19 protein-coding genes are annotated in these 20,513 nt (G+C 64.1%); 11 read left to right on the top strand and 8 right to left on the bottom strand.

All coding sequences use genetic code 11. From position 1 onward, the window contains the following. Positions 1–16: 16 nt before the first annotated feature. Complete coding sequence (gene purN / locus PCE31106_RS05470) at positions 17–667, bottom strand: phosphoribosylglycinamide formyltransferase (RefSeq protein WP_150562637.1); 651 nt, start codon at positions 665–667, stop codon at positions 17–19. A gap of 238 nt (positions 668–905) precedes the next feature. Here purN and PCE31106_RS05465 point away from each other — a divergent pair, with 238 nt between their 5' ends. The 7 genes from PCE31106_RS05465 to dut all read left to right on the top strand — a co-directional run bounded on the left by PCE31106_RS05465 (position 906) and on the right by dut (position 9,745). Next, on the top strand, positions 906–1,898 hold the full coding sequence (locus PCE31106_RS05465) for a bifunctional riboflavin kinase/FAD synthetase (protein WP_026131737.1): 993 nt from the start codon (positions 906–908) through the stop codon (positions 1,896–1,898). 159 nt (positions 1,899–2,057) lie between these two features. Continuing rightward, entirely contained in the window at positions 2,058–4,895 is a 2,838-nt protein-coding gene (gene ileS / locus PCE31106_RS05460; protein WP_150562636.1) for an isoleucine--tRNA ligase, read from the top strand. Beyond that, positions 4,895–5,440, top strand: a complete 546-nt coding sequence (lspA, locus tag PCE31106_RS05455) for a signal peptidase II (RefSeq protein WP_017232775.1) — start codon at positions 4,895–4,897, stop codon at positions 5,438–5,440. Before ileS ends, lspA begins: the two co-directional genes overlap by 1 nt. 76 nt (positions 5,441–5,516) lie before the next feature. Beyond that, on the top strand, positions 5,517–6,728 hold the full coding sequence (gene coaBC / locus PCE31106_RS05450) for a bifunctional phosphopantothenoylcysteine decarboxylase/phosphopantothenate--cysteine ligase CoaBC (RefSeq protein ID WP_150562635.1): 1,212 nt from the start codon (positions 5,517–5,519) through the stop codon (positions 6,726–6,728). Between the two features lie 172 nt (positions 6,729–6,900). Next, the gene (locus tag PCE31106_RS05445) at positions 6,901–8,121 is read left to right on the top strand and encodes an MFS transporter (protein WP_150562634.1); all 1,221 of its coding nucleotides are present in this window, start codon (positions 6,901–6,903) and stop codon (positions 8,119–8,121) included. A 56-nt stretch (positions 8,122–8,177) separates the two neighbouring features. After that, positions 8,178–9,212, top strand: coding sequence for an LLM class flavin-dependent oxidoreductase (locus PCE31106_RS05440; protein ID WP_150562633.1), 1,035 nt, complete (start codon positions 8,178–8,180; stop codon positions 9,210–9,212). A gap of 86 nt (positions 9,213–9,298) precedes the next feature. Further along, complete coding sequence (gene dut / locus PCE31106_RS05435; RefSeq protein ID WP_017232771.1) at positions 9,299–9,745, top strand: dUTP diphosphatase; 447 nt, start codon at positions 9,299–9,301, stop codon at positions 9,743–9,745. A gap of 91 nt (positions 9,746–9,836) precedes the next feature. On the opposite strand, the gene clpA is transcribed toward dut, so the two are convergent. Together clpA and clpS are read right to left on the bottom strand one after the other, a co-directional pair. Further along, positions 9,837–12,134 carry an ATP-dependent Clp protease ATP-binding subunit ClpA gene (gene clpA, locus PCE31106_RS05430; protein WP_150562632.1) on the bottom strand — a complete coding sequence of 766 codons (2,298 nt, stop codon included), beginning with the start codon at positions 12,132–12,134 and terminating at the stop codon, positions 9,837–9,839. Continuing rightward, on the bottom strand, positions 12,131–12,445 hold the full coding sequence (gene clpS, locus PCE31106_RS05425; protein ID WP_010807118.1) for an ATP-dependent Clp protease adapter ClpS: 315 nt from the start codon (positions 12,443–12,445) through the stop codon (positions 12,131–12,133). Before clpS ends, clpA begins: the two co-directional genes overlap by 4 nt. A gap of 438 nt (positions 12,446–12,883) precedes the next feature. Here clpS and cspD point away from each other — a divergent pair, with 438 nt between their 5' ends. Further along, entirely contained in the window at positions 12,884–13,090 is a 207-nt protein-coding gene (gene cspD, locus PCE31106_RS05420) for a cold shock domain-containing protein CspD (RefSeq protein WP_017232769.1), read from the top strand. Between the two features lie 593 nt (positions 13,091–13,683). Here the strand turns inward: cspD and PCE31106_RS05415 are convergent. From PCE31106_RS05415 to PCE31106_RS05400, 4 genes are all read right to left on the bottom strand, one after another. Further along, entirely contained in the window at positions 13,684–13,998 is a 315-nt protein-coding gene (locus PCE31106_RS05415) for a non-heme iron oxygenase ferredoxin subunit (RefSeq protein ID WP_017232768.1), read from the bottom strand. A 13-nt stretch (positions 13,999–14,011) separates the two neighbouring features. Next, entirely contained in the window at positions 14,012–14,485 is a 474-nt protein-coding gene (locus PCE31106_RS05410) for an aromatic-ring-hydroxylating dioxygenase subunit beta (RefSeq protein ID WP_150562631.1), read from the bottom strand. A gap of 12 nt (positions 14,486–14,497) precedes the next feature. After that, positions 14,498–15,787 (bottom strand): aromatic ring-hydroxylating dioxygenase subunit alpha, encoded by a 1,290-nt coding sequence (locus PCE31106_RS05405; protein ID WP_017232766.1) that lies wholly within the window; start codon positions 15,785–15,787, stop codon positions 14,498–14,500. 74 nt (positions 15,788–15,861) lie between these two features. After that, entirely contained in the window at positions 15,862–16,932 is a 1,071-nt protein-coding gene (locus PCE31106_RS05400) for a 2Fe-2S iron-sulfur cluster-binding protein (protein WP_150562630.1), read from the bottom strand. Between the two features lie 166 nt (positions 16,933–17,098). Here PCE31106_RS05400 and PCE31106_RS05395 point away from each other — a divergent pair, with 166 nt between their 5' ends. After that, positions 17,099–18,010, top strand: a complete 912-nt coding sequence (locus tag PCE31106_RS05395) for a LysR family transcriptional regulator (protein ID WP_017232764.1) — start codon at positions 17,099–17,101, stop codon at positions 18,008–18,010. Positions 18,011–18,037: 27 nt separating this feature from the next. Here the strand turns inward: PCE31106_RS05395 and PCE31106_RS05390 are convergent, their stop codons facing one another. Further along, positions 18,038–18,781 (bottom strand): SDR family oxidoreductase, encoded by a 744-nt coding sequence (locus tag PCE31106_RS05390; RefSeq protein ID WP_150562629.1) that lies wholly within the window; start codon positions 18,779–18,781, stop codon positions 18,038–18,040. Positions 18,782–18,889: 108 nt separating this feature from the next. On the opposite strand from PCE31106_RS05390, the gene PCE31106_RS05385 reads away from it, so the two are divergent. Together PCE31106_RS05385 and PCE31106_RS05380 are read left to right on the top strand one after the other, a co-directional pair. Then, complete coding sequence (locus PCE31106_RS05385) at positions 18,890–19,813, top strand: LysR family transcriptional regulator (RefSeq protein ID WP_150562628.1); 924 nt, start codon at positions 18,890–18,892, stop codon at positions 19,811–19,813. Between the two features lie 220 nt (positions 19,814–20,033). Next, complete coding sequence (locus PCE31106_RS05380; RefSeq protein ID WP_150562627.1) at positions 20,034–20,462, top strand: hypothetical protein; 429 nt, start codon at positions 20,034–20,036, stop codon at positions 20,460–20,462. Positions 20,463–20,513: the final 51 nt, after the last annotated feature.

The raw sequence follows: 20,513 nt of genomic DNA, 5'->3' as shown, positions 1-20,513 counted from the left end.
TGTGTCGGGCGGGTGCTCATGCGTCCTCACCAAAAAGCCATTGCGGATCGGGCGTGCCGTCGGCCCCGGGCGTGATCGTCACGCGGCCATCGGCCACGACCAGACGATCTTCCACGAACCAGCGCACGGCGCGCGGATAAATGATGTGTTCCAGCGGCAGAATGCGCTCGGCCAGCGTCTCGGGGGTGTCTCCTGCCCGCACCGGCAAGGCCGCCTGCAGGACGTACGGGCCGTGATCGAGCTCGGCCGTGACGAAATGCACGGTTGCACCGACGACCTTGCAGCCGGCGTCGAGCGCGCGGGCGTGCGTTTGCAGCCCCGGGAAGGCGGGCAACAGCGACGGGTGAATGTTCAGGAGTCGGCCGGCGTAGCGCTCGGTAAAGGCCGGCGTCAGAATGCGCATGAAGCCGGCGAGCACCACCACATCGGGCTGATGGCGATCGATCTCGGCGGCAAGTTCGGCGTCGAACGCCTCACGCGTCTTGCCCTGGCTGGGCACCACGGCCGTTGCGATGCCGTTTTCCCGGGCGAATGCCAGGCCTTCGGCGTCGGCGCGATTGGTAATGATGGCCGCCACGCGGGCCGGCCAGCCTTCTGCAGTACAGGCACGGACGATGGCCTCCATATTGCTGCCTCGTCCGGAAATCAGGATGACAATGTTCTTCATCGCAGGATTTTATCATTGGTGCGACGCACCAGACACGTGGCATTGACCGCGTCGTACGCCGCGATGGCCCCGAAGCGTTTATAATTCAACGTTCTGCGGCGCCGCAATGTCGGATCGGCCGTCCTGCGCCGCCCTGGGCTCGCCCCGTCGCCGCAGGCCGGTGGGTCTTCGCAACCGCGCCGCGCGGGATTATCCACCAACGCTCAATTCGACGTCCTGACCTGACGCTTCCATTATCGTGCGAGTCTTCCGGGGTCTACCCAACGCGCAGAGCAAAGCGCCCTGCGTGCTGACGATCGGCAATTTCGACGGCGTGCACCTGGGCCACCAGGCGCTGCTCGCGCGCGTCCGCGCCTCGGCGGCCGCACGCGGCCTGCCGGTGTGCGTGATGACGTTCGAGCCCCATCCCCGTGAGTATTTCATGCCCGACCGGGCGCCCGCGCGCATTTCCAACCTGCGCGACAAGTTCGAGGCGCTTCGCTCGCATGGGGTCGACCGACTGGTGGTGGAACACTTCAACGCCCATTTCGCCGGCCAGTCGCCTGAAGACTTCGTGCGCAACATCATCGTCGACGGGTTGCACACCCGGTGGCTGCTCGTGGGCGACGACTTCCGCTTCGGCGCGAAACGCGCGGGCGACATCGAATATTTGCGCGATGCCGGCCGTCGCTTCGATTTCGTCGTCGAACAAATGCCGACCTTCGCACACGACGGCGTGCGGATTTCCAGCTCCGAAGTGCGCACGGCGCTCGCCGACGGCAATTTCGAGCGCGCCCATGCGCTGCTCGGCCGTCCGTACGCGATCACGGGCCACGTCGTGCATGGCATGAAGCTCGGCCGCAAGCTGGGCTTCCCGACGCTCAATCTGCGCATCGCCCACAAGCATCCGGCGTTGACGGGAATTTTCGTCGTGCAGGTGCATGGCCTGGCGGACCGACCGCTGCCCGCCGTGGCCAGCCTGGGTTGGCGCCCGACGGTGGACGATTCCGGGCGCGTGCTGCTCGAAGTCCACCTGCTCGATTTCGACGGCGATTGTTATGGCAAGCTGGTGCGTGTGGAATTCTTGCAGAAGTTGCGTGACGAAGCCAAATTCGACGGGCTGGCCGAACTGGAAGCCGCCATCGCGCAGGACACGCGCGAGGCGCGCGCCTACTTCGCGCATGCGCTTGATGCCAACAGCCCGAGCGCACGACGCGACTTTGCCACCTCGGCTACCGACCGAATTAGTTGATCTTCGCCCGCGTGCGCCGGCGCCCAGCGCCTCGCGCGCGGCCCGCCGCCGCCACTGGCACCTGCCCGGGCGTTGCCGCTTCCGGCCCACAAGGCCCGCCTGCAACGCCAACGGCGCGAGCGCCCCATACCCGACATTCCAAATTCGTAGCGAAGCCCCATGAGCGAAAAGAAAGCCCCGAGCAAATATCCCGTCAACCTGCTGGACACGCCGTTCCCGATGCGCGGCGATCTGCCCAAGCGCGAGCCTCAGTGGGTCAAGCAATGGCAGGACAAGAAGATCTACGACAAGATCCGCCGCGCAAGCAAAGGCCGTCCGAAGTTCATCCTGCATGACGGCCCGCCGTATGCCAACGGAGACATCCACCTCGGCCACGCGGTCAACAAGATCCTTAAGGACATGATCGTCAAGGCACGCAGCCTGGCGGGCTTCGACGCCGCCTATGTGCCGGGCTGGGATTGCCACGGCATGCCGATCGAAATCCAGATCGAAAAGCAGTTCGGCAAGCACCTGCCGGTGCGCGAAGTGCAGGAAAAGGCGCGCGCCTACGCGGCGGAACAGATCGAACGCCAGAAGCCCAACTTCAAGCGTCTGGGCGTGCTCGGCGACTGGGACAACCCGTATAAGACCATGAACTTCTCGAACGAAGCGAACGAGCTTCGTGCGCTCGCGAAGATCATGGAGAACGGCTACGTCTACCGTGGCCTGAAGCCGGTGAACTGGTGCTTCGACTGCGGATCGGCACTCGCCGAAGCGGAAGTCGAGTACAAGGACAAGACCGACCTGGCCATCGATGTCGGCTTTGCCTTCGCCGAGCCGGAGAAAGTCGCGAAGGCCTTCGGCCTGCCGAAGCTGCCGCACGAAGACGGCCACATCGTCATCTGGACGACCACCCCGTGGACGATCCCGTCGAACCAGGCGCTCAATGTTCACCCGGAAGTCGAATACGCGCTGGTCTCGACCGAGCGCGGTCTGCTGATTCTGGCAAGCGAACGCGTTGAAGACTGCCTGAAGACTTACGGCCTGCACGGCGACATCGTCGCGCGCACGAAGGGCGAAGCGCTCTCGCTGATCCGCTTCCGTCACCCCTTGTCGACGGCCGACGCCGGCTACGCGCGCACCTCGCCGGTCTATCTCGGCGACTACGTGACGACCGAAACGGGGACGGGCATCGTCCACTCGGCCCCCGCCTATGGCGTGGAAGACTTCGTGTCGTGCAAGGCGCACGGCATGTCCGACGCGGATATCCGCATGCCGGTGCTGGGCGACGGACACTATCAGGACAGCCTGCCGCTGTTCGGCGGCCAGTCGATCTGGGACGCCAACCCGCAGATCGTCGAAGCGCTGCGCGAAGCCGGTACACTGTTCCACTCGTTCAAGTACACGCACAGCTACATGCACTGCTGGCGTCACAAGTCCCCGATCATCTATCGCGCGACGAACCAGTGGTTCGCGGGCATGGACGTGAAGCCGGTCGACGGCGCGCCGGGCGGCGGCAACACCCTGCGCGAGATCGCGCTCGCGGGCATCGAAGCCACCGAGTTCTTCCCGGCGTGGGGCAAGCAGCGTCTGCACAACATGATCGCGCACCGCCCGGACTGGACGCTCTCGCGCCAGCGCCAATGGGGCGTGCCGATGGCCTTCTTCGTGCACAGGGAAACCGGCGCGCTGCATCCGCGCACCCCGGAACTGCTCGAAGCCGTGGCCAAGCGCGTGGAAACCGAAGGCATCGAAGCGTGGCAAACGCTCGACCCGGTGGAGCTGCTCGGCGACGAGGCCAAGGATTACGTGAAGAACCGCGACACGCTCGACGTGTGGTTCGACTCGGGCACGACGCACTGGCATGTGCTGCGCGGCTCGCACGCGCATGAACTGGGCTTCCCGGCCGACCTGTATCTGGAAGGCTCGGATCAGCACCGCGGCTGGTTCCATTCGTCGCTGCTCACGGCCTCGATGATCGACGGCCGCCCGCCGTACAAGGCGCTGCTCACGCATGGCTTCACGGTCGACGGGCAGGGCCGCAAGATGTCGAAATCGATCGGCAACACGATTCTGCCGCAAGACGTCGCAGACAAGCTCGGTGCCGAAATCATCCGCCTGTGGGTAGCGTCGACCGATTACTCGGGCGAGCTGTCGATCTCGGACGAAATCCTCAAGCGCGTCACCGAAGGGTATCGCCGTATCCGTAACACGCTGCGCTTCCTGCTCTCGAATCTGGCCGATTACGACCACGCGAAGCACGCGCTGCCGGCCGACCAATGGCTGGAAATCGACCGCTACGCCGTGGCATTGGCCCAGTCGCTGCAAACCGAAGTGCTCGGCCACTACGACCGCTACGAGTTCCATCCGGTCGTGGCCAAGCTCCAGACGTTCTGCTCCGAGGACCTCGGCGGCTTCTACCTCGACATTCTGAAGGATCGTCTGTACACGAGCGCACCGGACTCGCCGGCCCGCCGCGCCGCCCAGAACGCCCTGTACCACATCACGCATGGCCTGCTCAAGCTCATGGCCCCGTTCCTGTCGTTCACGGCCGAAGAAGCATGGCAGGTGTTCCAGCCGGGCAATGACACGATCTTCACGGAGACGTACTACGCTTATCCGGACGTCGCGGAAGGCTCGCGTCTGCTTGAGAAGTGGTACCTCCTGCGCACGGTGCGCGGCGACGTCACCAAGGCGCTCGAAGAGGCACGCGCGGCGGAGCAGATCGGTTCGTCGCTGCAGGCCGAAGTCGACGTGCGCGTCTCGGGGCGCAAGTACGAGGTGCTGGCGAGCCTCGGCGACGACCTGCGCTTCGTGTTGATCACGTCGGCGGCGGCCGTCACGCAGGTGGCGACCGAAGCCGACGAAGGCGTGATGGTCACGCCGTCCTCGCACCAGAAGTGCGAGCGTTGCTGGCACTATCGTGAAGACGTGGGCGCAGACGCGGCCCATCCCACCCTTTGTGGCCGCTGCGTGTCGAATCTGTTCGGCAGCGGCGAACACCGGAGCGCGGCATAATGGCAAGCAAGGCAGGCGCCCGTACGGGCGCACGACGCAGCAATGGCAATGGGGGCGCGCGGGGTGGCGCCGCTTATGGCTTGGCCCCGTGGCTTGGGGTCGCGGTCATCGCGATCCTGATCGATCAGGTCACCAAGCTGACGATTCTGAAGACGTTCCAGTACGGCGAGTTTCATCCGTTGACGTCGTTCTTCAATCTGGTGCTGGTGTACAACAAGGGCGCGGCGTTCAGCTTCCTGGCGGCCGCGGGCGGTTGGCAGCGCTGGTTCTTCACGCTGCTCGGTCTGGTGGCGGCGACCGTGATCATCTTCCTGCTCAAGCGCCATCACGGCCAGAAGATGTTCTGCCTGTCGCTCTCGCTGATTCTGGGCGGCGCGCTGGGCAACGTGATCGATCGGGTGATCTACGGCCACGTGATCGACTTTCTGGACTTTCACGTCGGCGGCTGGCATTGGCCGGCGTTCAACATGGCTGACTCGGCCATTTGCGTGGGCGCCGTACTGCTGGTGATCGACGAGCTGCGACGCGTGCGGCGCGGCAAATAGCGCACCGCGGATCGAGGCAAAACACCGTCGCGGCGCCCAGGAGGCGCCGCGCAGCACTTTGGAGGAGGCACTTCCTATGGATCGCGGTGAACTTGCGGGCAAGACCATCGTTCTCGGCCTGACCGGCGGCATTGCCTGCTACAAGTCGGCCGAACTCACCCGGTTGCTCATCAAGGCCGGTGCGACGGTGCAGGTCGTGATGACCGAGGCCGCCACGCAATTCATCACCCCACTCACGATGCAGGCGCTCTCGGGCCGCCCGGTCTTCACCAGTCAGTGGGATGGCCGCATCGACAACAACATGGCGCACATCGACCTCTCGCGCGAGGCCGACGCCATTCTCATCGCCCCGGCCTCCACCGACTTTCTCGCCAAGCTCGCGCACGGCATGGCGGACGATCTGCTGTCCACGCTGTGCGTGGCGCGCGATTGCCCGCTGCTGGTGGCGCCCGCGATGAACCGTCAGATGTGGGCCAACCCGGCCACTCAGCGCAATGCGGCGACGCTGCGCGGCGATGGCGTCGCGGTCCTCGGCCCCGGCAGCGGCGAGCAGGCCTGCGGCGAAATCGGCGACGGGCGGATGCTCGAACCGGAGGACCTGTTCGAGGCGCTTGCCAGCTTCTTCCAGCCCAAGCGACTCGCCGGGCGCCGCGTGCTCATTACCGCCGGCCCGACGTTCGAGCCCATCGACCCGGTCCGCGGCCTCACCAATCTGTCCAGCGGCAAGATGGGCTTCGCGCTCGCGCGTGCCGCGGCGCAGGCCGGTGCCGAGGTGCATCTGATCGCGGGCCCGTGCGCGCTGACGACACCCTACGGCGTCACGCGCCGCAACGTCCAGACCGCGCAGCAAATGTACGACGCCGTGATGGCAGACATCTCGCACAACGACATCTTCATCGCGGTGGCCGCCGTGGCCGATTGGCGCGTGCGCGAGGTGGCCCGCGACAAGATCAAGAAGGCGGGCGACGCCGACGTGCCAACGCTCGAATTCGTGCAGAACCCTGACATCCTCGCGGCCGTCGCGCAGTTGCCGACGCCGCCCTACTGCGTAGGGTTCGCGGCCGAGTCGGGCGATCTGGAGACGCATGGCGCCCAGAAGCGCAAACGCAAGCAGGTGCCGTTGCTCGTCGGCAATCTCGGGCCGGCCACGTTCGGGCAGGACGACAACGAGGTCATCCTGTTCGACGAGGCCGGGCAGCAACACCTGCCGCGTGCCGACAAGGCATCGCTCGCCCAACGCCTGATCGCCGAAATCGCCGCCCGGCTTCCCTCGCGCGCGCCGGGCTGACGATCGTCTGCGCCCAACCACGCGCCGCACACCGTCTCATCGGTGTCTCGTCTGTCATCGTCGTTGTCCGGCGACGCTGACAGACTGGCGGCAACGCTCGACGTCACGGCCTCAGCACCGCGGCCCTTCCGCCGTCGGCCCTCGAAGGCCATCGCAAACAATAACAAGCCCAATGACGCAACCTCATACCTCCGCGCGGCCCGCCGTCAGCGTCTACGGGACCCTGAGCATGCTCGCCGCAATCATGTTCTTCGGTTTCATGACGATCGGCATGCCGCTGCCCGTACTGCCGGTCTACGTGCACGAAACGCTCGGCTACGGCGCCTTCGTGGTGGGCGTGACCATCGGCATCCAGTCGGTCGTTACATTGCTGCTGCGCTCCTACGCCGGACGCACCGTCGACACCCGCGGCCCGCGCCGCGCCGTGCTGACCGGCCTGTGCGGCTGCGGCGTGGCGGGCGTGCTCTATCTGGCGGCGTCGATGGTGCCGCACCCGGCACTTGCGCTGGGCATTCTCATCGCGGGACGCGTTGTGCTCGGCTTCGGCGAAAGCCTGATCCTGACCGGCGGCATGTCGTGGGGCATCGGCCTGCTCGGCGCCGCCCACGCCAGCAAGGCGATTTCGTGGCAAGGCGTGTCCATGTACACGGCGATCGCCATCGGTGCCCCGTTCGGGGCCTACCTGCTGCAATCGGCCGGCTTTACGGCGGTCTCGCTGGTGAACATCGCGCTGCCCGCCATCGCGTTCGCGATCGCGCTGCGTCTGCCAGCAGCCGCGCCCATTGGCGGGAATCGCTTGCCGTTCTTCCGTGTGGTGGGACTGGTATGGCGCCCGGGACTGGCCATGACGCTGGGCAGCATCGGCTATGCCGTCATTGCCGCGTTCATCACGCTGTACTATGCGAGCCACGGCTGGTCGGGTGCCGCGTTCGCGCTCACGCTCTATAGCGCATGCTTTATCGGCATACGGATCGTGCTCGCGCACGCCGTCGATCGATTCGGCGGACGCCGCGTGGCCATGGCCTCGCTCGTGTTCAGCGCCATCGGCCAGTTCCTGCTGTGGGGCGCAGTGAACCCGGATATGGCCCTCGTGGGCGCCGGACTCACCGGTGTGGGCTTCTCGCTGGTCTTCCCGGCCCTCGGCGTGGAGGCGCTGCGTCAGGTCCCGCCGCAGAACCGCGGCGCGGCGCTGGCGGCCTACTCGGCATTCTTCGATCTGGCGCTTGGGCTGATCGGTCCGATGGCCGGACTCGTCGCCAACTATTTCGGCTATGCCTCGATCTTCCTGTGCGGTGCCCTCGGCGGCATCGTCGCGATTCTCATGATTGCGCGCCTGCCGCACGCAGGCCCGGTCGCGACACCCGCGGATTCGTCCGCCGGCAGCGGCCACTGATTTCGCATCACTACGATGTCGATGGCCCGACGCCATCGACCTGGAGCCTCGAACTCATGACGACTACGGCCGCAGCACGCATCAAGCTGTCGATCCTCGATCAAACCCCCGTAATTCACGGCCACAGTGTGGCGGACGCCATCGCAGCGACCGTGGAACTGGCGCAGGCCGCCGACGACCTGGGTTACACGCGCTACTGGTGTGCGGAGCATCACGGGTTGCGTGGTGTGGCCAATCCGGCACCGGAGGTCATGATCGCCCGGCTCGCCAGCGTGACGAAGCACCTGCGGGTCGGCTCGGGCGGCGTCATGCTGCCGTACTACAGCCCGTTCAAACTGGCCGAGCAATTTCTGATGCTCGAGGCGTTGTTTCCGAATCGCATCGACCTTGGCGTCGGACGTGCCCCCGGCGGCGACATGCGCACGGCGCGCGCCGTTGCGAAAGGGCCGTACGACGCCGGCGAGCACTTCCCGCAACAGGTGGCAGAGCTGGCCGGCCTATTCAACGACACGCTGGCCGACGATCACCCATACCGCGACGTGCTGCTGCAGCCGGCGGTGGCAACACGCCCCGAGCTGTGGGTACTGGGCTCGAGCGAGTTCGGTGGCCTGCTTGCCGCGCAGCTCGGTCTGCGCTACTGCTTCGCCCACTTCATCAATGCCCATGATGGCCATCGCGTTACGCAGGCGTACCGCGAGCGCTTCACGCCGGGCGCGCCGCGCAAACCCTATTGCGCCGTGGCGCTCTTCGTCATCTGTGCCGATACCGACGCCGAGGCCGAAGCCCTGGAGGCCGGCGTAGACCTTCGGCGCGTGCAGATGGCTTACGGCATGAACGAGCCGATTCCGAGCCTTGAGCAAGGCGCGCAGGCCATGGCACAGTATCGTGAGCGGGAGTTGTCCGTGATCGCGCGCGAGAAGCCGCGTAGTATCATCGGCACCCCAGAGCGCGTGACTGAACGCGTGCTGGCGTTGCAGGAACAGTTCGAGGCCGACGAAATTGTCGTGTTGACCGTGGCCGGCAGTTATCGCGCCCGGCTGCGCTCACATGAACTGCTCGCGCAAGCGTTTTCGTTGCGCAGCGCCGACTGACGGGCACCGGAGACGCGCCCGCCTGTGCGCGAAGCGTCCCTGGCCGCATTTTTCGACAGCCATCCCTCATCCAACGCCATACGACCATGAACCTCGACGTCAAGATTCTCGACGAACGCCTGCGCTCGCAGTTGCCCGCCTATGCCACGCCGGGCAGTGCCGGGCTCGATCTCCGGGCGTGCCTCGACACACCGATGACCATTGAACCGGGACAGACGGTGCTCGTGCCGACGGGGCTGGCAATTCATCTGTCCGATCCCGGCTACGCCGCGTTGATCCTGCCGCGCTCGGGCCTCGGCCACAAACACGGCATCGTGCTTGGCAATCTGGTGGGACTGATCGACTCGGATTACCAGGGCCAATTGATGGTCTCGACCTGGAACCGGGGTCATGTGCCGTTCGTGCTGAATCCGTTCGAGCGTCTGGCGCAACTGGTGATCGTGCCGGTCGTGCAGGCCACGTTCAACCTCGTCGACGCGTTCCCCGAGAGCGATCGCGGCGCGGGCGGTTTCGGCAGCACCGGCAAGCACTGACGCCACGCGGCGGCGACACGACCCGGCCGACGAGGACCACGAAAAAGCGCCGCATGAAGCGGCGCTTTTTCATTGGGCGATGCCGTGACGATTACTCGACTTCGGCCGCTTCCGGTTCGGCACGGGCGTTGCCATCCTGCGGGAACGACAGTTGTACCTGATCGTGCTCGTCCAGATTCACGGTGACGCGCCCGCCGCTGGTCAGACGCCCGAACAGCAATTCGTCGGCCAGCGCACGACGGATCGTGTCCTGGATCAAACGCTGCATCGGACGCGCACCCATCAGCGGATCGAAGCCCTTCTTCGCCAGGAACGCGCGCAGCTTGTCGGTGAAGACCACTTCGACCTTCTTCTCGTGCAACTGGTCTTCGAGCTGGATGAGGAACTTGTCGACCACGCGCAGGATGATCTGTTCGTCGAGCGGCTTGAAGCTGATGATCGCGTCCAGACGGTTGCGGAACTCCGGCGTGAACATGCGCTTGATGTCGGCCATTTCATCGCCGGCCTGACGCTCGTTCGTGAAACCGATGCTCGCGCGGTTGATCGTCTCCGCGCCCGCATTCGTCGTCATGATGACGATGACGTTACGGAAATCCGCCTTGCGACCGTTGTTGTCGGTGAGCGTGCCGTGGTCCATCACCTGGAGCAGCACGTTGAAGATGTCCGGGTGCGCCTTCTCAATTTCGTCGAGCAGCAGCACGCAATGCGGCTTCTTCGTGACGGCTTCGGTGAGCAGCCCGCCCTGATCGAACCCCACATATCCCGGGGGTGCGCCAATCAGACGACTCACCGCGTGACGTTCCATGTACTCCGACATATCGAAGCGGATCAGCTCGATGCCCAGCGTGAAGGCGAGCTGCTTCGCGACTTCGGTCTTGCCGACACCGGTCGGGCCCGAGAACAGGAACGCGCCGATCGGCTTGTCCGTCTTGCCCAGCCCGGCGCGCGACATCTTGATCGCGGCCGACAAGGCGTCGATGGCCGGGTCCTGCCCGAACACCACGCTCTTGAGGTCGCGGTCGAGCGTCTGGAGCTTGCCGCGGTCATCGGCCGACACGCTCTGCGCCGGAATGCGCGCAATCTTCGACACGATGTCCTCGATCTCGCCCTTGCCGATCGTCTTCTTCTGCTTGGACTTCGGCAGAATGCGCTGGGCGGCGCCGGCTTCGTCGATCACGTCGATGGCCTTGTCAGGCAGGTGACGGTCGGTGATGAACTTGGCGGACAGCTCGGCCGCGGCCGACAGCGCACTCGACGAGTACTTCACGCCGTGGTGCTCTTCGAAACGCGACTTCAGCCCGCGCAGAATCTGCACGGTCTGCTCGACGGTCGGCTCGTTCACATCGATCTTCTGGAAACGACGCGACAACGCGGCGTCCTTTTCGAAAATGCCGCGATACTCGGTGAAGGTCGTGGCGCCGATGCACTTGAGCTGCCCCGACGACAACGCCGGCTTGAGCAGGTTCGAGGCGTCGAGCGTGCCGCCCGACGCGGCGCCCGCGCCGATCAGCGTATGAATCTCGTCGATGAACAGGATCGCGTTGTTGCGCTCCTTGAGTTCCTTGAGCACCGCCTTCAGGCGTTGCTCGAAGTCACCGCGATACTTCGTGCCGGCGAGCAATGCGCCCATGTCGAGCGAGTAGACAGTGGCGTCCTGCAGGATCTCGGGCACTTCGCCGCGCGTCACGCGCCAGGCGAGGCCTTCTGCGATGGCTGTCTTGCCCACGCCGGCTTCGCCGACGAGCAGCGGGTTGTTCTTGCGGCGGCGGCACAGCACCTGCACCACGCGCTCGACTTCCGCCTCGCGCCCGATGAGCGGATCGATCTTGCCGTCGCGCGCCAGCTGGTTGAGGTTCTGGGTGTACTGCGCGAGCGGGCTTTCCTTGGCGTTCGCCCCCTCTTCCCCTTCGGCACTGCCTTCGCTGGCCTTGGCCGACTCGCCGGGCGCGCCCGTCTTGGTAATGCCGTGAGAGATGAAATTGACGACATCCAGACGCGTCACGCCCTGCTGCTGCAGGTAGTAGACCGCGTGGGAGTCCTTTTCACCGAAGATGGCGACCAGCACGTTGGCACCCGTCACTTCCTTCTTGCCGTTGGAAGTCGATTGCACGTGCATGATGGCGCGTTGAATCACGCGCTGGAACCCGAGCGTGGGCTGTGTGTCGACCTCGTCGCTACCCGGCACCGTCGGCGTATTGTCGGCGATGAAGTTGCGCAGGTTCTGCCGTAAATCCTCAAGATTTGCGGCGCAGGCGCGCAACACTTCGGCAGCGGTCGGGTTATCCAACAGGGCGAGCAACAGGTGCTCGACCGTGATGAATTCGTGTCGTGCCTGGCGCGCTTCCATAAACGCCATGTGCAGGCTGACTTCCAATTCCTGGGCAATCATGCTTCCTCCATCACGCACTGCAGCGGGTGCCCGGACTGCCTTGCATGGCTAACAACTTGCTCAACTTTGGTCGCCGCGACGTCGCGCGTAAAGACCCCACAAACTCCCCTGCCCTCTCGGTGAACCTTGAGCATGATCTGCGTGGCAGACTCCCGGTCCTTATTGAAATATTCCTGAATGACCATCACCACGAATTCCATCGGGGTGAAATCGTCGTTCAACAGTACCACCTTGTACATCGATGGCGGCTTGAGCTGTTGCTCCTGCCGCTCCTGTACGGTGTCGTCATGCGTTGTCGGTAAGGTTGCCATACGTGGATTCTAAACAACTCCCGGGTTCAGCAAGCCATCGGCGTCCCGATTGCCGCCTGCCGTCCGGTCGTCCACCGGAATGCCAACACTCGTCGTTCCGCGCGTTGTCCAGCAAGGCGCCGCAGCCCCGACCACCGGGGCGTGCCACACCCATATGAGTCAGCTTAACCCAAATTTCAAGGGCGTGTCTCCGCAGGCCCGGCGCACGCACAAGCATCAGGGTAAAACCTGATCGAGCACAACTTCTATCGTTCAAAAAGGGCTTGACACTATTGGTAGTTAGCGAAAACAATCAACGTGGCGCTTTTCCTCAATAAGGGTTTTAAAAGAAAAGATGCCTGGGTGAGCCTAAGAAGCCGCCGCCAGCCGGCGGGATTTTCAGATGTGCTCGTTGTTGCGGTGATATGTAGTAGTCGTAATTGTTCAGGGGAAGTTCGTATGGCAACCGGTACGGTCAAATGGTTTAACGACGCCAAGGGTTTTGGATTCATCACGCCGGATGAGGGTGGCGAAGATCTGTTCGCGCACTTCTCGGCTATTCAGATGAACGGCTTCAAGACCCTCAAGGAAGGTCAAAAGGTGCAGTTCGAGGTCGTTCAAGGCCCGAAGGGCAAGCAGGCTTCGAACATTCAGGCGCCCGCCTGAGGTAGCGCCGCTCGTCGTATTGAAGACCCGGCTCCGGCCGGGTTTTTTATTGCGTCGCAACAATGCAACACGCGACGGTGAATTTTGCAGTTCGCTTTGCGAATATCAAAACCGACGCCGCATTCCACTCCGGCCCGGCAGCTTTTTGAAACGCGATGGCGTTTAATCCATTTGCTACCTGGCTTCATCGATATATTCCGCTCCACCATTAAAATTGGACCGGACATTGTCGCTCTGCGGAAACCCATTACGCATTCGACCAATTTGACTCGGCATTCCTATGCAGCCGGCCGGTCAACCACGACTCAATCGTCGCGAGTTAAGTATCGGAATGAACGGGTTGTTTAAGGACTGTGCAAACCGAATCCGTGACAGCTATGCGATTCACGCATGAATATTATTTGTTTCATGCAAAATAAAAATGCAACAAATGATACTTCGCCATGTGCACATCGCTCCCCACCGTAGCGTTGACCGGCGGCCCCGCCGCGGAAATGCGACGGGCCGCCCCGAACCCTCTCAAGTTCGATAGGCGGCCCGTGCAGTCGTGTTGCCCCTAGGCGGGGCAACCCACCGGTCTCACGGCAAAAGCGTTAGCTCAGATCGACGTAGACCTTATCGGCCTCGATGCGAATCGGATAGCGCCTCACTGCTGCGGTGAGCGGCGCGCACATCGCTGCGCCGGTTCGCACGTCGAATTTCCCCTGATGCAGAGGGCACTCGATCTCGTGCCCGTCGAGAAAGCCGTCGCACAGGCGGGCGTTTCCGTGTGTGCAGGCGTTGTCCGTGGCATACACCTCGCCGTCCACGCCGTACAGGGCAATCTCCCGTCCGCCCACGATCACGCCGATCACGTCGTCCTCGGGAATGGCGTCGCGCGACGCCGCCTCAATCCAGTTGCCGCTCATCGTGTGCCTCGCTTCAGATCGGATAGATCAGCGAGTTGGGAATCATCTCGCTGTCGAAAATGCATTGGCGGGACGCGAATTTCCATCCGTCGCCCGTTCGTTTGACGACGTCCAGATAGCGCCCGACCGACAGAATGTCGGTGAGCTGATCCGGCTTCGTCCGAAATACGGCGTAGTTGGCCTCGACCTGGAGTGTGTCGTCGTCGAGTCGCCGAATGGCCGGCAGTCCGATCACGTGGCGCTGGTAGTAAGGGTCGTGGAACAGCGTGTCGCGAATGCCATAGATGCGATCGCGCAGCATGCCGCGGCTCTCGAACGACAGGGTCGCCAGCGGCAGGCCCATCTCGAAATTCTCGCGCGGCTGAATGCGATACACGCAGTCATCCAGGAAGAAGTCGGGCCAGGCATCCCACTGCTGCGTGTCGAGCGCCGCCGCATAGGCGGCATTGAGGTCGATCACGGCCTGAAACGTTGCAAAATCCACCATCGCGTCGTCTCCTCAAACGCCCATGACGCGGCGCCAATAGGCGTACATGCCGCGAATCAGGGTTTCCGTCACCATGTGTTCCGTGTTCTCCACCCCTGTGCCGCCCAACTCGGCGAGGGCGCGGTGCCAGGGCTTCTGCGCGAAACCTTCCTGCGAGCACTCGATGGCCTCGCCATCGTCGGCCGACACAAAGCCGGCCGGGCCGAACAGATTGGCCTGACGCAAACGGCGCTGCGTCATTTCCTCGGTGTCGTCTTCGAAACCGAAATGCGTCCAGACGAAGTCGAACGCATCGTGGCCGCGCGGCTGGATGTGACGCGTCGAGACCGAGTTGACTTGTTGCTGCAGAATCACGCTGGGGAAAAGCGTCATGAGCACGGCTGTCGGCCCCTTCCACCAGTCTTCCTGCACGATGTCGAGAAAGCGCGTGTCGTTGAGCGACATCGACGCCTTGAAACTCGACACCCCCGAGGTCACTTCCCCGCCACCGCCCTGCCCGCGCGTGGACACCATCGCGGCATGACGCCCGTGCTCGTCCATCACCAGACGCGATTTGTTATCCGCGCGCCACAACCCGAACGTGACGAACCACGTGTGCAACAGACCTGGGTGGTAGGGGTCCTTGATGTTCTCCTGCATCAGCTTCCAGTTCCCCGGGATGCGCTGCTTGTTGTAGCCGAGCAGTTTGAGCTTTCGCCCGTTGAACAGTCGATCGAAGTAGGCGCAGATCTCCGGCCCGAGAAAGTTCTCGAGGGATTCGATGTCGTGATCGAATGACGCGAAAATCACGCCGCCGCGCGTGGCGACCTTGAGCCGGGTGAGGCCGTGATCTTCCGGCTTGAAATCCTTCGGCATGCCGCCGTTGATCTTGCCGTCCTGCTTCACGCCGCGCCGGAACGGCACGCCCTGCAGATTGCCCTTCAGGTCGTAGTTCCACTGGTGATATGGGCAGTGGAAGTCCGTGCGGTTGCCGCGCTTTTCGCGACAGAACTTCATGCCACGATGCGCGCAGACGTTTTCGACGACGTTGATGTCCCCCGCGGCATCTCGCGTCACGATGACGGAGCGCTCACCGATCACCGTGCGCTTGAAATCGCCCGGATTCGGCACTTCGGCTTCCAGCCCGACGTAGTTCCAGTGGTTGCGGTAGAAGCAGGCGTCCAGCTCGCGCCGATACAGTTCTGCGTCCGTATAGACGCGAAAGGGGATGCGGCTCGAGCCCTCGGCGGGCCAGACATCCGACGGCTGCGCGCCGGCGCACGGCGCCGGGTCGAACTCGGCAGTCTGCGGTGTGGTACTCATGATCGTCTCCTGAGGGGGATGCGGGAAAGACCGGGAAGGCGCCAGTGCGCTGCTGGCGGGAACTTCACCGGCCGTCATGCCACCTTCGCGTAAAACGCGTCGGCGTAGATATGGGCGGCATCGACACCGCGCTCGCGCAGCAGCCGGGTGGCGGCGTCGACCATCGGCGGCGCGCCGCACAGATAGGCGCGCCAGCCCGAGAGCGCATCGGGGCCGACGTAATCGGCAGCGAGCGCGTGCGTGACATGCCCCAGGCGGAATCCCGGATTCGGTGCGTCGGGTGCGATGGGTGTGATGGGTGCGCCCGGAGCGTCGGTCGTCGTCACGACATGCAGGCGAATGCCGTCGTGACGCGACGCGAGTTCGCGCAGCCACGTAAGGCCATACACGTCCGCCGGCGAGCGCGCGCCGACATAAATGTCGATGCGGTTGGTCATGCCACGGGCGAGCGCCCCGCGCACGATCGACAGCACCGGCGCCAGGCCGGTGCCGCCGGCGACGCAAAGCATCGGCCCGTCGTGCCGCGTGCGCAGATACGACGTGCCAAGCGGGCCCGATACCCGCACGGCATCGCCGACCTTGAGCTGTTCGTCGACATAGCCGGTCACGGCCCCACCGGGCACCCGGCGGATGTGAAATTCGAGCGTGTCGTCGGCATCGAGTCCGGCCATGGAATATGGCCGGATATGCGCGGGGGTGAATTGCAGCGTGGCGTACTGACCGGGCGAAAAGCTGAGCGGCTTCGCCGTCGTGAGCACTAGGCGCTTGATGTCGTGGGTCAGTGGTTCGATCGCGAGCACCGTCGCCTTGAGAATTTTCGCGGGATGCACGACGACTTCATCGACATCCGGCAAGGCGATCTCACAGTCGCCGTGGACGGTCGACTGGCACGCGAGCACGTAACGCGCAGGGGATGCCGTGCGCCCCGCCAGGCCATCGCCATCGCCATTGCCATCGTGATGACGATATTCGACGCCTTCGGCTTCGCGCACGGCCCCCGAAACGACGCGACAGCGGCAGGTGCCGCAGCGTCCGGACAGGCAACTGTACGACACCGGGATCTGACGATCGGTGAGGGCTTTGAGCAAATTGTCGCCGGGCGCGACCTCGAAGCGTTCGCCGAGTGGCTGCACGTGAACTTGCATGGGGAGGGTCTCCGTTCTGACGGCACCCGCCTCGGGCACCGCGCGTGGCGTTTGGACGCCGTTTGCAAGAAGCATCTCGCAAGCCGCGTTATAAACCAATAGAATTCATGTTATATGCCCTATAAATTTCAGTGATTTAACTGAGCATCGAGACGCGTTCCTCCCCATGGACCTGCATTCCGTCGACCTGAACCTGCTGGTAGTCTTCCAGCATCTGTACAACGCGCGACGCGTGTCTCGCGTGGCAGAGACGCTTGGCGTGACGCAACCCGCGATCAGCAATTCGCTCGCGCGCCTGCGCAAGTTGTTCAACGACGAGTTGTTCATCCGCACATCGCGCGGCATGCTGCCGACCCCGATGGCCATCGAACTGGCCGAACCGGTCGCCGCGGCGCTGGATGCGCTACACGGGGTCTTCAATCGTCAGCTCGCCTTCGATCCGGCAACGAGCCAGCGCGCGTTTCAAATCGCCATGACGGACATCGGTGAAGTGCACTTCCTGCCTAGGCTCATGCACGCGCTTGGCGAGCGGGCACCGGGCATTACGATCAGCACGGTGCGCAATACGGCGGTCAACTTGCAGGAGGAGATGGCGGCGGGTCAGGTGGATCTCGCCGTGGGGCATCTGCCGGATCTGACGACGGAGTTTTTCCAGCGGCGTCTGTTTCGGCAGAAGTATGTGTGCATGTTTCGCCCCGGGCATCCGCTCGACCGACCGGCGACGGCGAGGATGGCGCGCGAGGATTTCGAGCACGCCGAGCAGGTAATGGTGGTCGCCGCCGGCACCGGGCACGGCCGGGTCGACGATTTCATGGCGCGCGCTCACGTACAGCGCAACATCCGGCTGCGCGTGCCGCACTTCGTCGCGCTCGCCGACATTCTGCACGCCACGGATCTCATCGCCACGGTGACGGAGAAGTTTGCCCAGCGCAGCGCGCAGCACTTCGGCTTGCGTTACGTCGACCATCCGCTGGACCTACCGGACGTGCAGATCAACCTGTTCTGGCACGCGCGCTATCACCGCGAACCGGCAAGCCAGTGGATGCGCGCGCTCCTGTTCGAGCTGTTCTCGGAGTGAGGCGGCGAGCTGCCGCCCCGTTCCGAATCACGCGTTGAAACCGCCATCGATGGTCAGGCTGGCACCCGTCACGAAACCCGCCTCGTCGCTGGCGACATAAGCCACCATCGCTGCGATTTCCTCGGGATGCGCATGACGCTTGAGCGCCATCAGGTCGTGCATAGTCGCCGCGAAATCCCCGGTGGCGGGATTCATGTCGGTATTCGTCGGGCCCGGCTGCACGTTGTTGACCGTAATGCCGCGCGGTCCAAGGTCACGCGCCATGCCCTTGACCAGGCCGACCAGTGCCGCCTTGCTCATCGCATACGTCGCGGCGCCCGCAAACGGCATGCGCTCCGCGTTGCACGAGCCGATATTGATGATGCGACCGCCCTCGCCCATGTGCGCGAGTACCGCCTTCGAGGCCACGAACACAGCGCGCACGTTCACATCGAGCATCCGGTCGAATTCTTCCAGCGCAAGGTCGGCCACCGATGCCATCGAAAACACACCGGCATTGTTCACCAGAATGTCGATCTTGCCGAGCGCTTGGGCGGCGTCGTTGATTGCCTGGGTCAGGGCGGTGGCGTCTGCGGCATCCACATGCAAGGCCATGGCACGCCCGCCGGACGCCTCAATGCGCTCGACCAGATCCTGCGCCGCGGCCTTCGATCCCTTGTACGTGAACGCAACCGTGGCACCGCCGTGCGCGAGCCGCTGCACGATCGCCGCGCCGATACCGCGCGAGCCGCCCGTCACGAAAGCCACCTTGCCTTGAAAGTTCGTTGCCATCTCATTGCTCCATTCGGTTAAGAGGTGAAGCCAGTATCGCGGGCAAATTACGCCTCAACTAGACCATAATCCCTATCATCACTTTCAACCCCACGGAATAGATGAACGATGGACGCCTTGCATCTGATCGAATCATTCGTCCTGAGTGCGCGTGCGGGCAGTTTCTCGGCGGCCGCGCGACGACTGGGGATGACCCCTGCAGCGGTGAGCAAGAATGTGGCGCGGCTGGAGGGGCAGCTCGGCTTGCGGCTGTTTCACCGCAGTACTCGCAGCCTGACATTGACGGCGGGCGGCGAGCGATTCCTGCTGGACGTCGATGGCCCGTTCGCGGCCCTGAACGACGCCTTTTCACGCGCCGCCGAGCGCGAAGGCACCCCGTCCGGGATCCTCAAGGTGAGCGTGGCCCACGCCTTCGGCCGCCAGTATCTCGTGCCGCTGCTGGGCGACTTTCTTGCCCGCTATCCGGATGTCGTGCCGGATTGGCGATTCGACAACCGGGGCGTGGACGTGGTGAGCGAGGGCTTCGACGCCGCGATAGGCGGCGGCATCGAACTCACCCCCGGCGTCATCGCCCGGCGCCTGGCACCGACGTACGCCGTGATTTGCGCGTCGGCCGACTATATGCGCGCGCGTCAGGTACCGGGGCATCCCGCCGAACTCGCGACGTTCGACGCGATCGTCCGGCGCTCCGGCACGTCGGGCCGGCTGCGCGCATGGGATTTGCGAAACGCCATCGGTGAGCGGGTCAACGTCGAGGCGCGAACCCGCATGATTTTCGACGACCCGGAGGCGATGGCGCACGCCGTCGCGCTGGGCTATGGCGTGGCGTTGCTACCGATGCCGCATGCCGCGCCCCTGCTCGCGTCCGGTCGCATTCAACGGCTGTTGCCGGGCTGGTTCGAGGAATACGGCGGGGTGTCCATCTACTATTCGAACAAGAAACAGCTACCGCTGCGGACACGCGTGTTCGTGGATCACGTTGTCCACGCGTTCGAAGCCCAACGCCTCGCCGCGTATTTCGACGGGCGGTGAGTGGCCTCGACAGCATCGCTCCCCCGTGCGCATTGCGACCAACCGTGCGTGAGGCTACCGAGTCGAAGACCCAGCGGGTCGCGCAGATCGGCGCGCTGCGCGCCCGTCCCTTGCGTTACGCGTACGCATGCACTGTAATGAAAGCGTTGTGCCGACGACTTGTGCGGGCAAGGAGAACGCCCACGTGTCGGCCGCAAAAGGGGGGGTTGGGAGGTCCGGCATGGACACCACGACGACCGCATGGCGAGTCTTGGTACTCGTCGCGTGCCTGCTGACGGCGGGCGCGGCGCATGCACAGTCAGCGTATCCTCCGCCGACCCTCGCGGTAAGCGTGGGCGTCGGCGAGAAGGTGGCGATCTGGGTGCAACCCAACTTCAGCGTGCTGTGCCGCTCGTTGGGCCAGCCGACGTTCGAACTCGACTCGACGCCCGCACTCGGTAAAGTCACGCCGGAATGGATCGACTATGTGGTTCCGGACGGACAACGCTGCGAGACGATGCATTTTCCCGGCATGGTCGTCTGGTATCAGGCGGGATCGTCGCCGGGCACGGACACCGTCGTCTGGACCGTCGGTTTTCCGCGCGAACTGACGAGCCGTGTGCCAAGCACCGGTGACCACCGCGTGAGCACCACCATCGTCGTGCACTAGGCCGAGCGCTCCCGGACGGAAGCGTCGGCGTTGCCAGGCGAGCGGCGGCAA

Source organism: Pandoraea cepalis (assembly GCF_902459665.1).
In the GTDB taxonomy this organism is placed as follows: domain Bacteria; phylum Pseudomonadota; class Gammaproteobacteria; order Burkholderiales; family Burkholderiaceae; genus Pandoraea; species Pandoraea cepalis.
Note: the sequence above shows the minus strand (reverse complement) of the source record. Positions and strands in the feature narration are given on the sequence as shown.

Coding starts and splice junctions, on each gene's coding strand:
- dut (WP_017232771.1), top strand. CDS start 9,299: ATGAACCTCGACGTCAAGATTCTCGACGAACGCCTGCGCTCGCAGTTG.
- PCE31106_RS05415 (WP_017232768.1), bottom strand. CDS start 13,998: ATGAGCGGCAACTGGATTGAGGCGGCGTCGCGCGACGCCATTCCCGAG.
- clpA (WP_150562632.1), bottom strand. CDS start 12,134: ATGATTGCCCAGGAATTGGAAGTCAGCCTGCACATGGCGTTTATGGAA.
- purN (WP_150562637.1), bottom strand. CDS start 667: ATGAAGAACATTGTCATCCTGATTTCCGGACGAGGCAGCAATATGGAG.
- PCE31106_RS05410 (WP_150562631.1), bottom strand. CDS start 14,485: ATGGTGGATTTTGCAACGTTTCAGGCCGTGATCGACCTCAATGCCGCC.
- PCE31106_RS05395 (WP_017232764.1), top strand. CDS start 17,099: ATGGACCTGCATTCCGTCGACCTGAACCTGCTGGTAGTCTTCCAGCAT.
- cspD (WP_017232769.1), top strand. CDS start 12,884: ATGGCAACCGGTACGGTCAAATGGTTTAACGACGCCAAGGGTTTTGGA.
- lspA (WP_017232775.1), top strand. CDS start 4,895: ATGGCAAGCAAGGCAGGCGCCCGTACGGGCGCACGACGCAGCAATGGC.
- coaBC (WP_150562635.1), top strand. CDS start 5,517: ATGGATCGCGGTGAACTTGCGGGCAAGACCATCGTTCTCGGCCTGACC.
- PCE31106_RS05400 (WP_150562630.1), bottom strand. CDS start 16,932: ATGCAAGTTCACGTGCAGCCACTCGGCGAACGCTTCGAGGTCGCGCCC.
- PCE31106_RS05405 (WP_017232766.1), bottom strand. CDS start 15,787: ATGAGTACCACACCGCAGACTGCCGAGTTCGACCCGGCGCCGTGCGCC.
- ileS (WP_150562636.1), top strand. CDS start 2,058: ATGAGCGAAAAGAAAGCCCCGAGCAAATATCCCGTCAACCTGCTGGAC.
- PCE31106_RS05390 (WP_150562629.1), bottom strand. CDS start 18,781: ATGGCAACGAACTTTCAAGGCAAGGTGGCTTTCGTGACGGGCGGCTCG.
- PCE31106_RS05380 (WP_150562627.1), top strand. CDS start 20,034: ATGGACACCACGACGACCGCATGGCGAGTCTTGGTACTCGTCGCGTGC.
- PCE31106_RS05440 (WP_150562633.1), top strand. CDS start 8,178: ATGACGACTACGGCCGCAGCACGCATCAAGCTGTCGATCCTCGATCAA.
- PCE31106_RS05445 (WP_150562634.1), top strand. CDS start 6,901: ATGACGCAACCTCATACCTCCGCGCGGCCCGCCGTCAGCGTCTACGGG.
- PCE31106_RS05385 (WP_150562628.1), top strand. CDS start 18,890: ATGGACGCCTTGCATCTGATCGAATCATTCGTCCTGAGTGCGCGTGCG.
- clpS (WP_010807118.1), bottom strand. CDS start 12,445: ATGGCAACCTTACCGACAACGCATGACGACACCGTACAGGAGCGGCAG.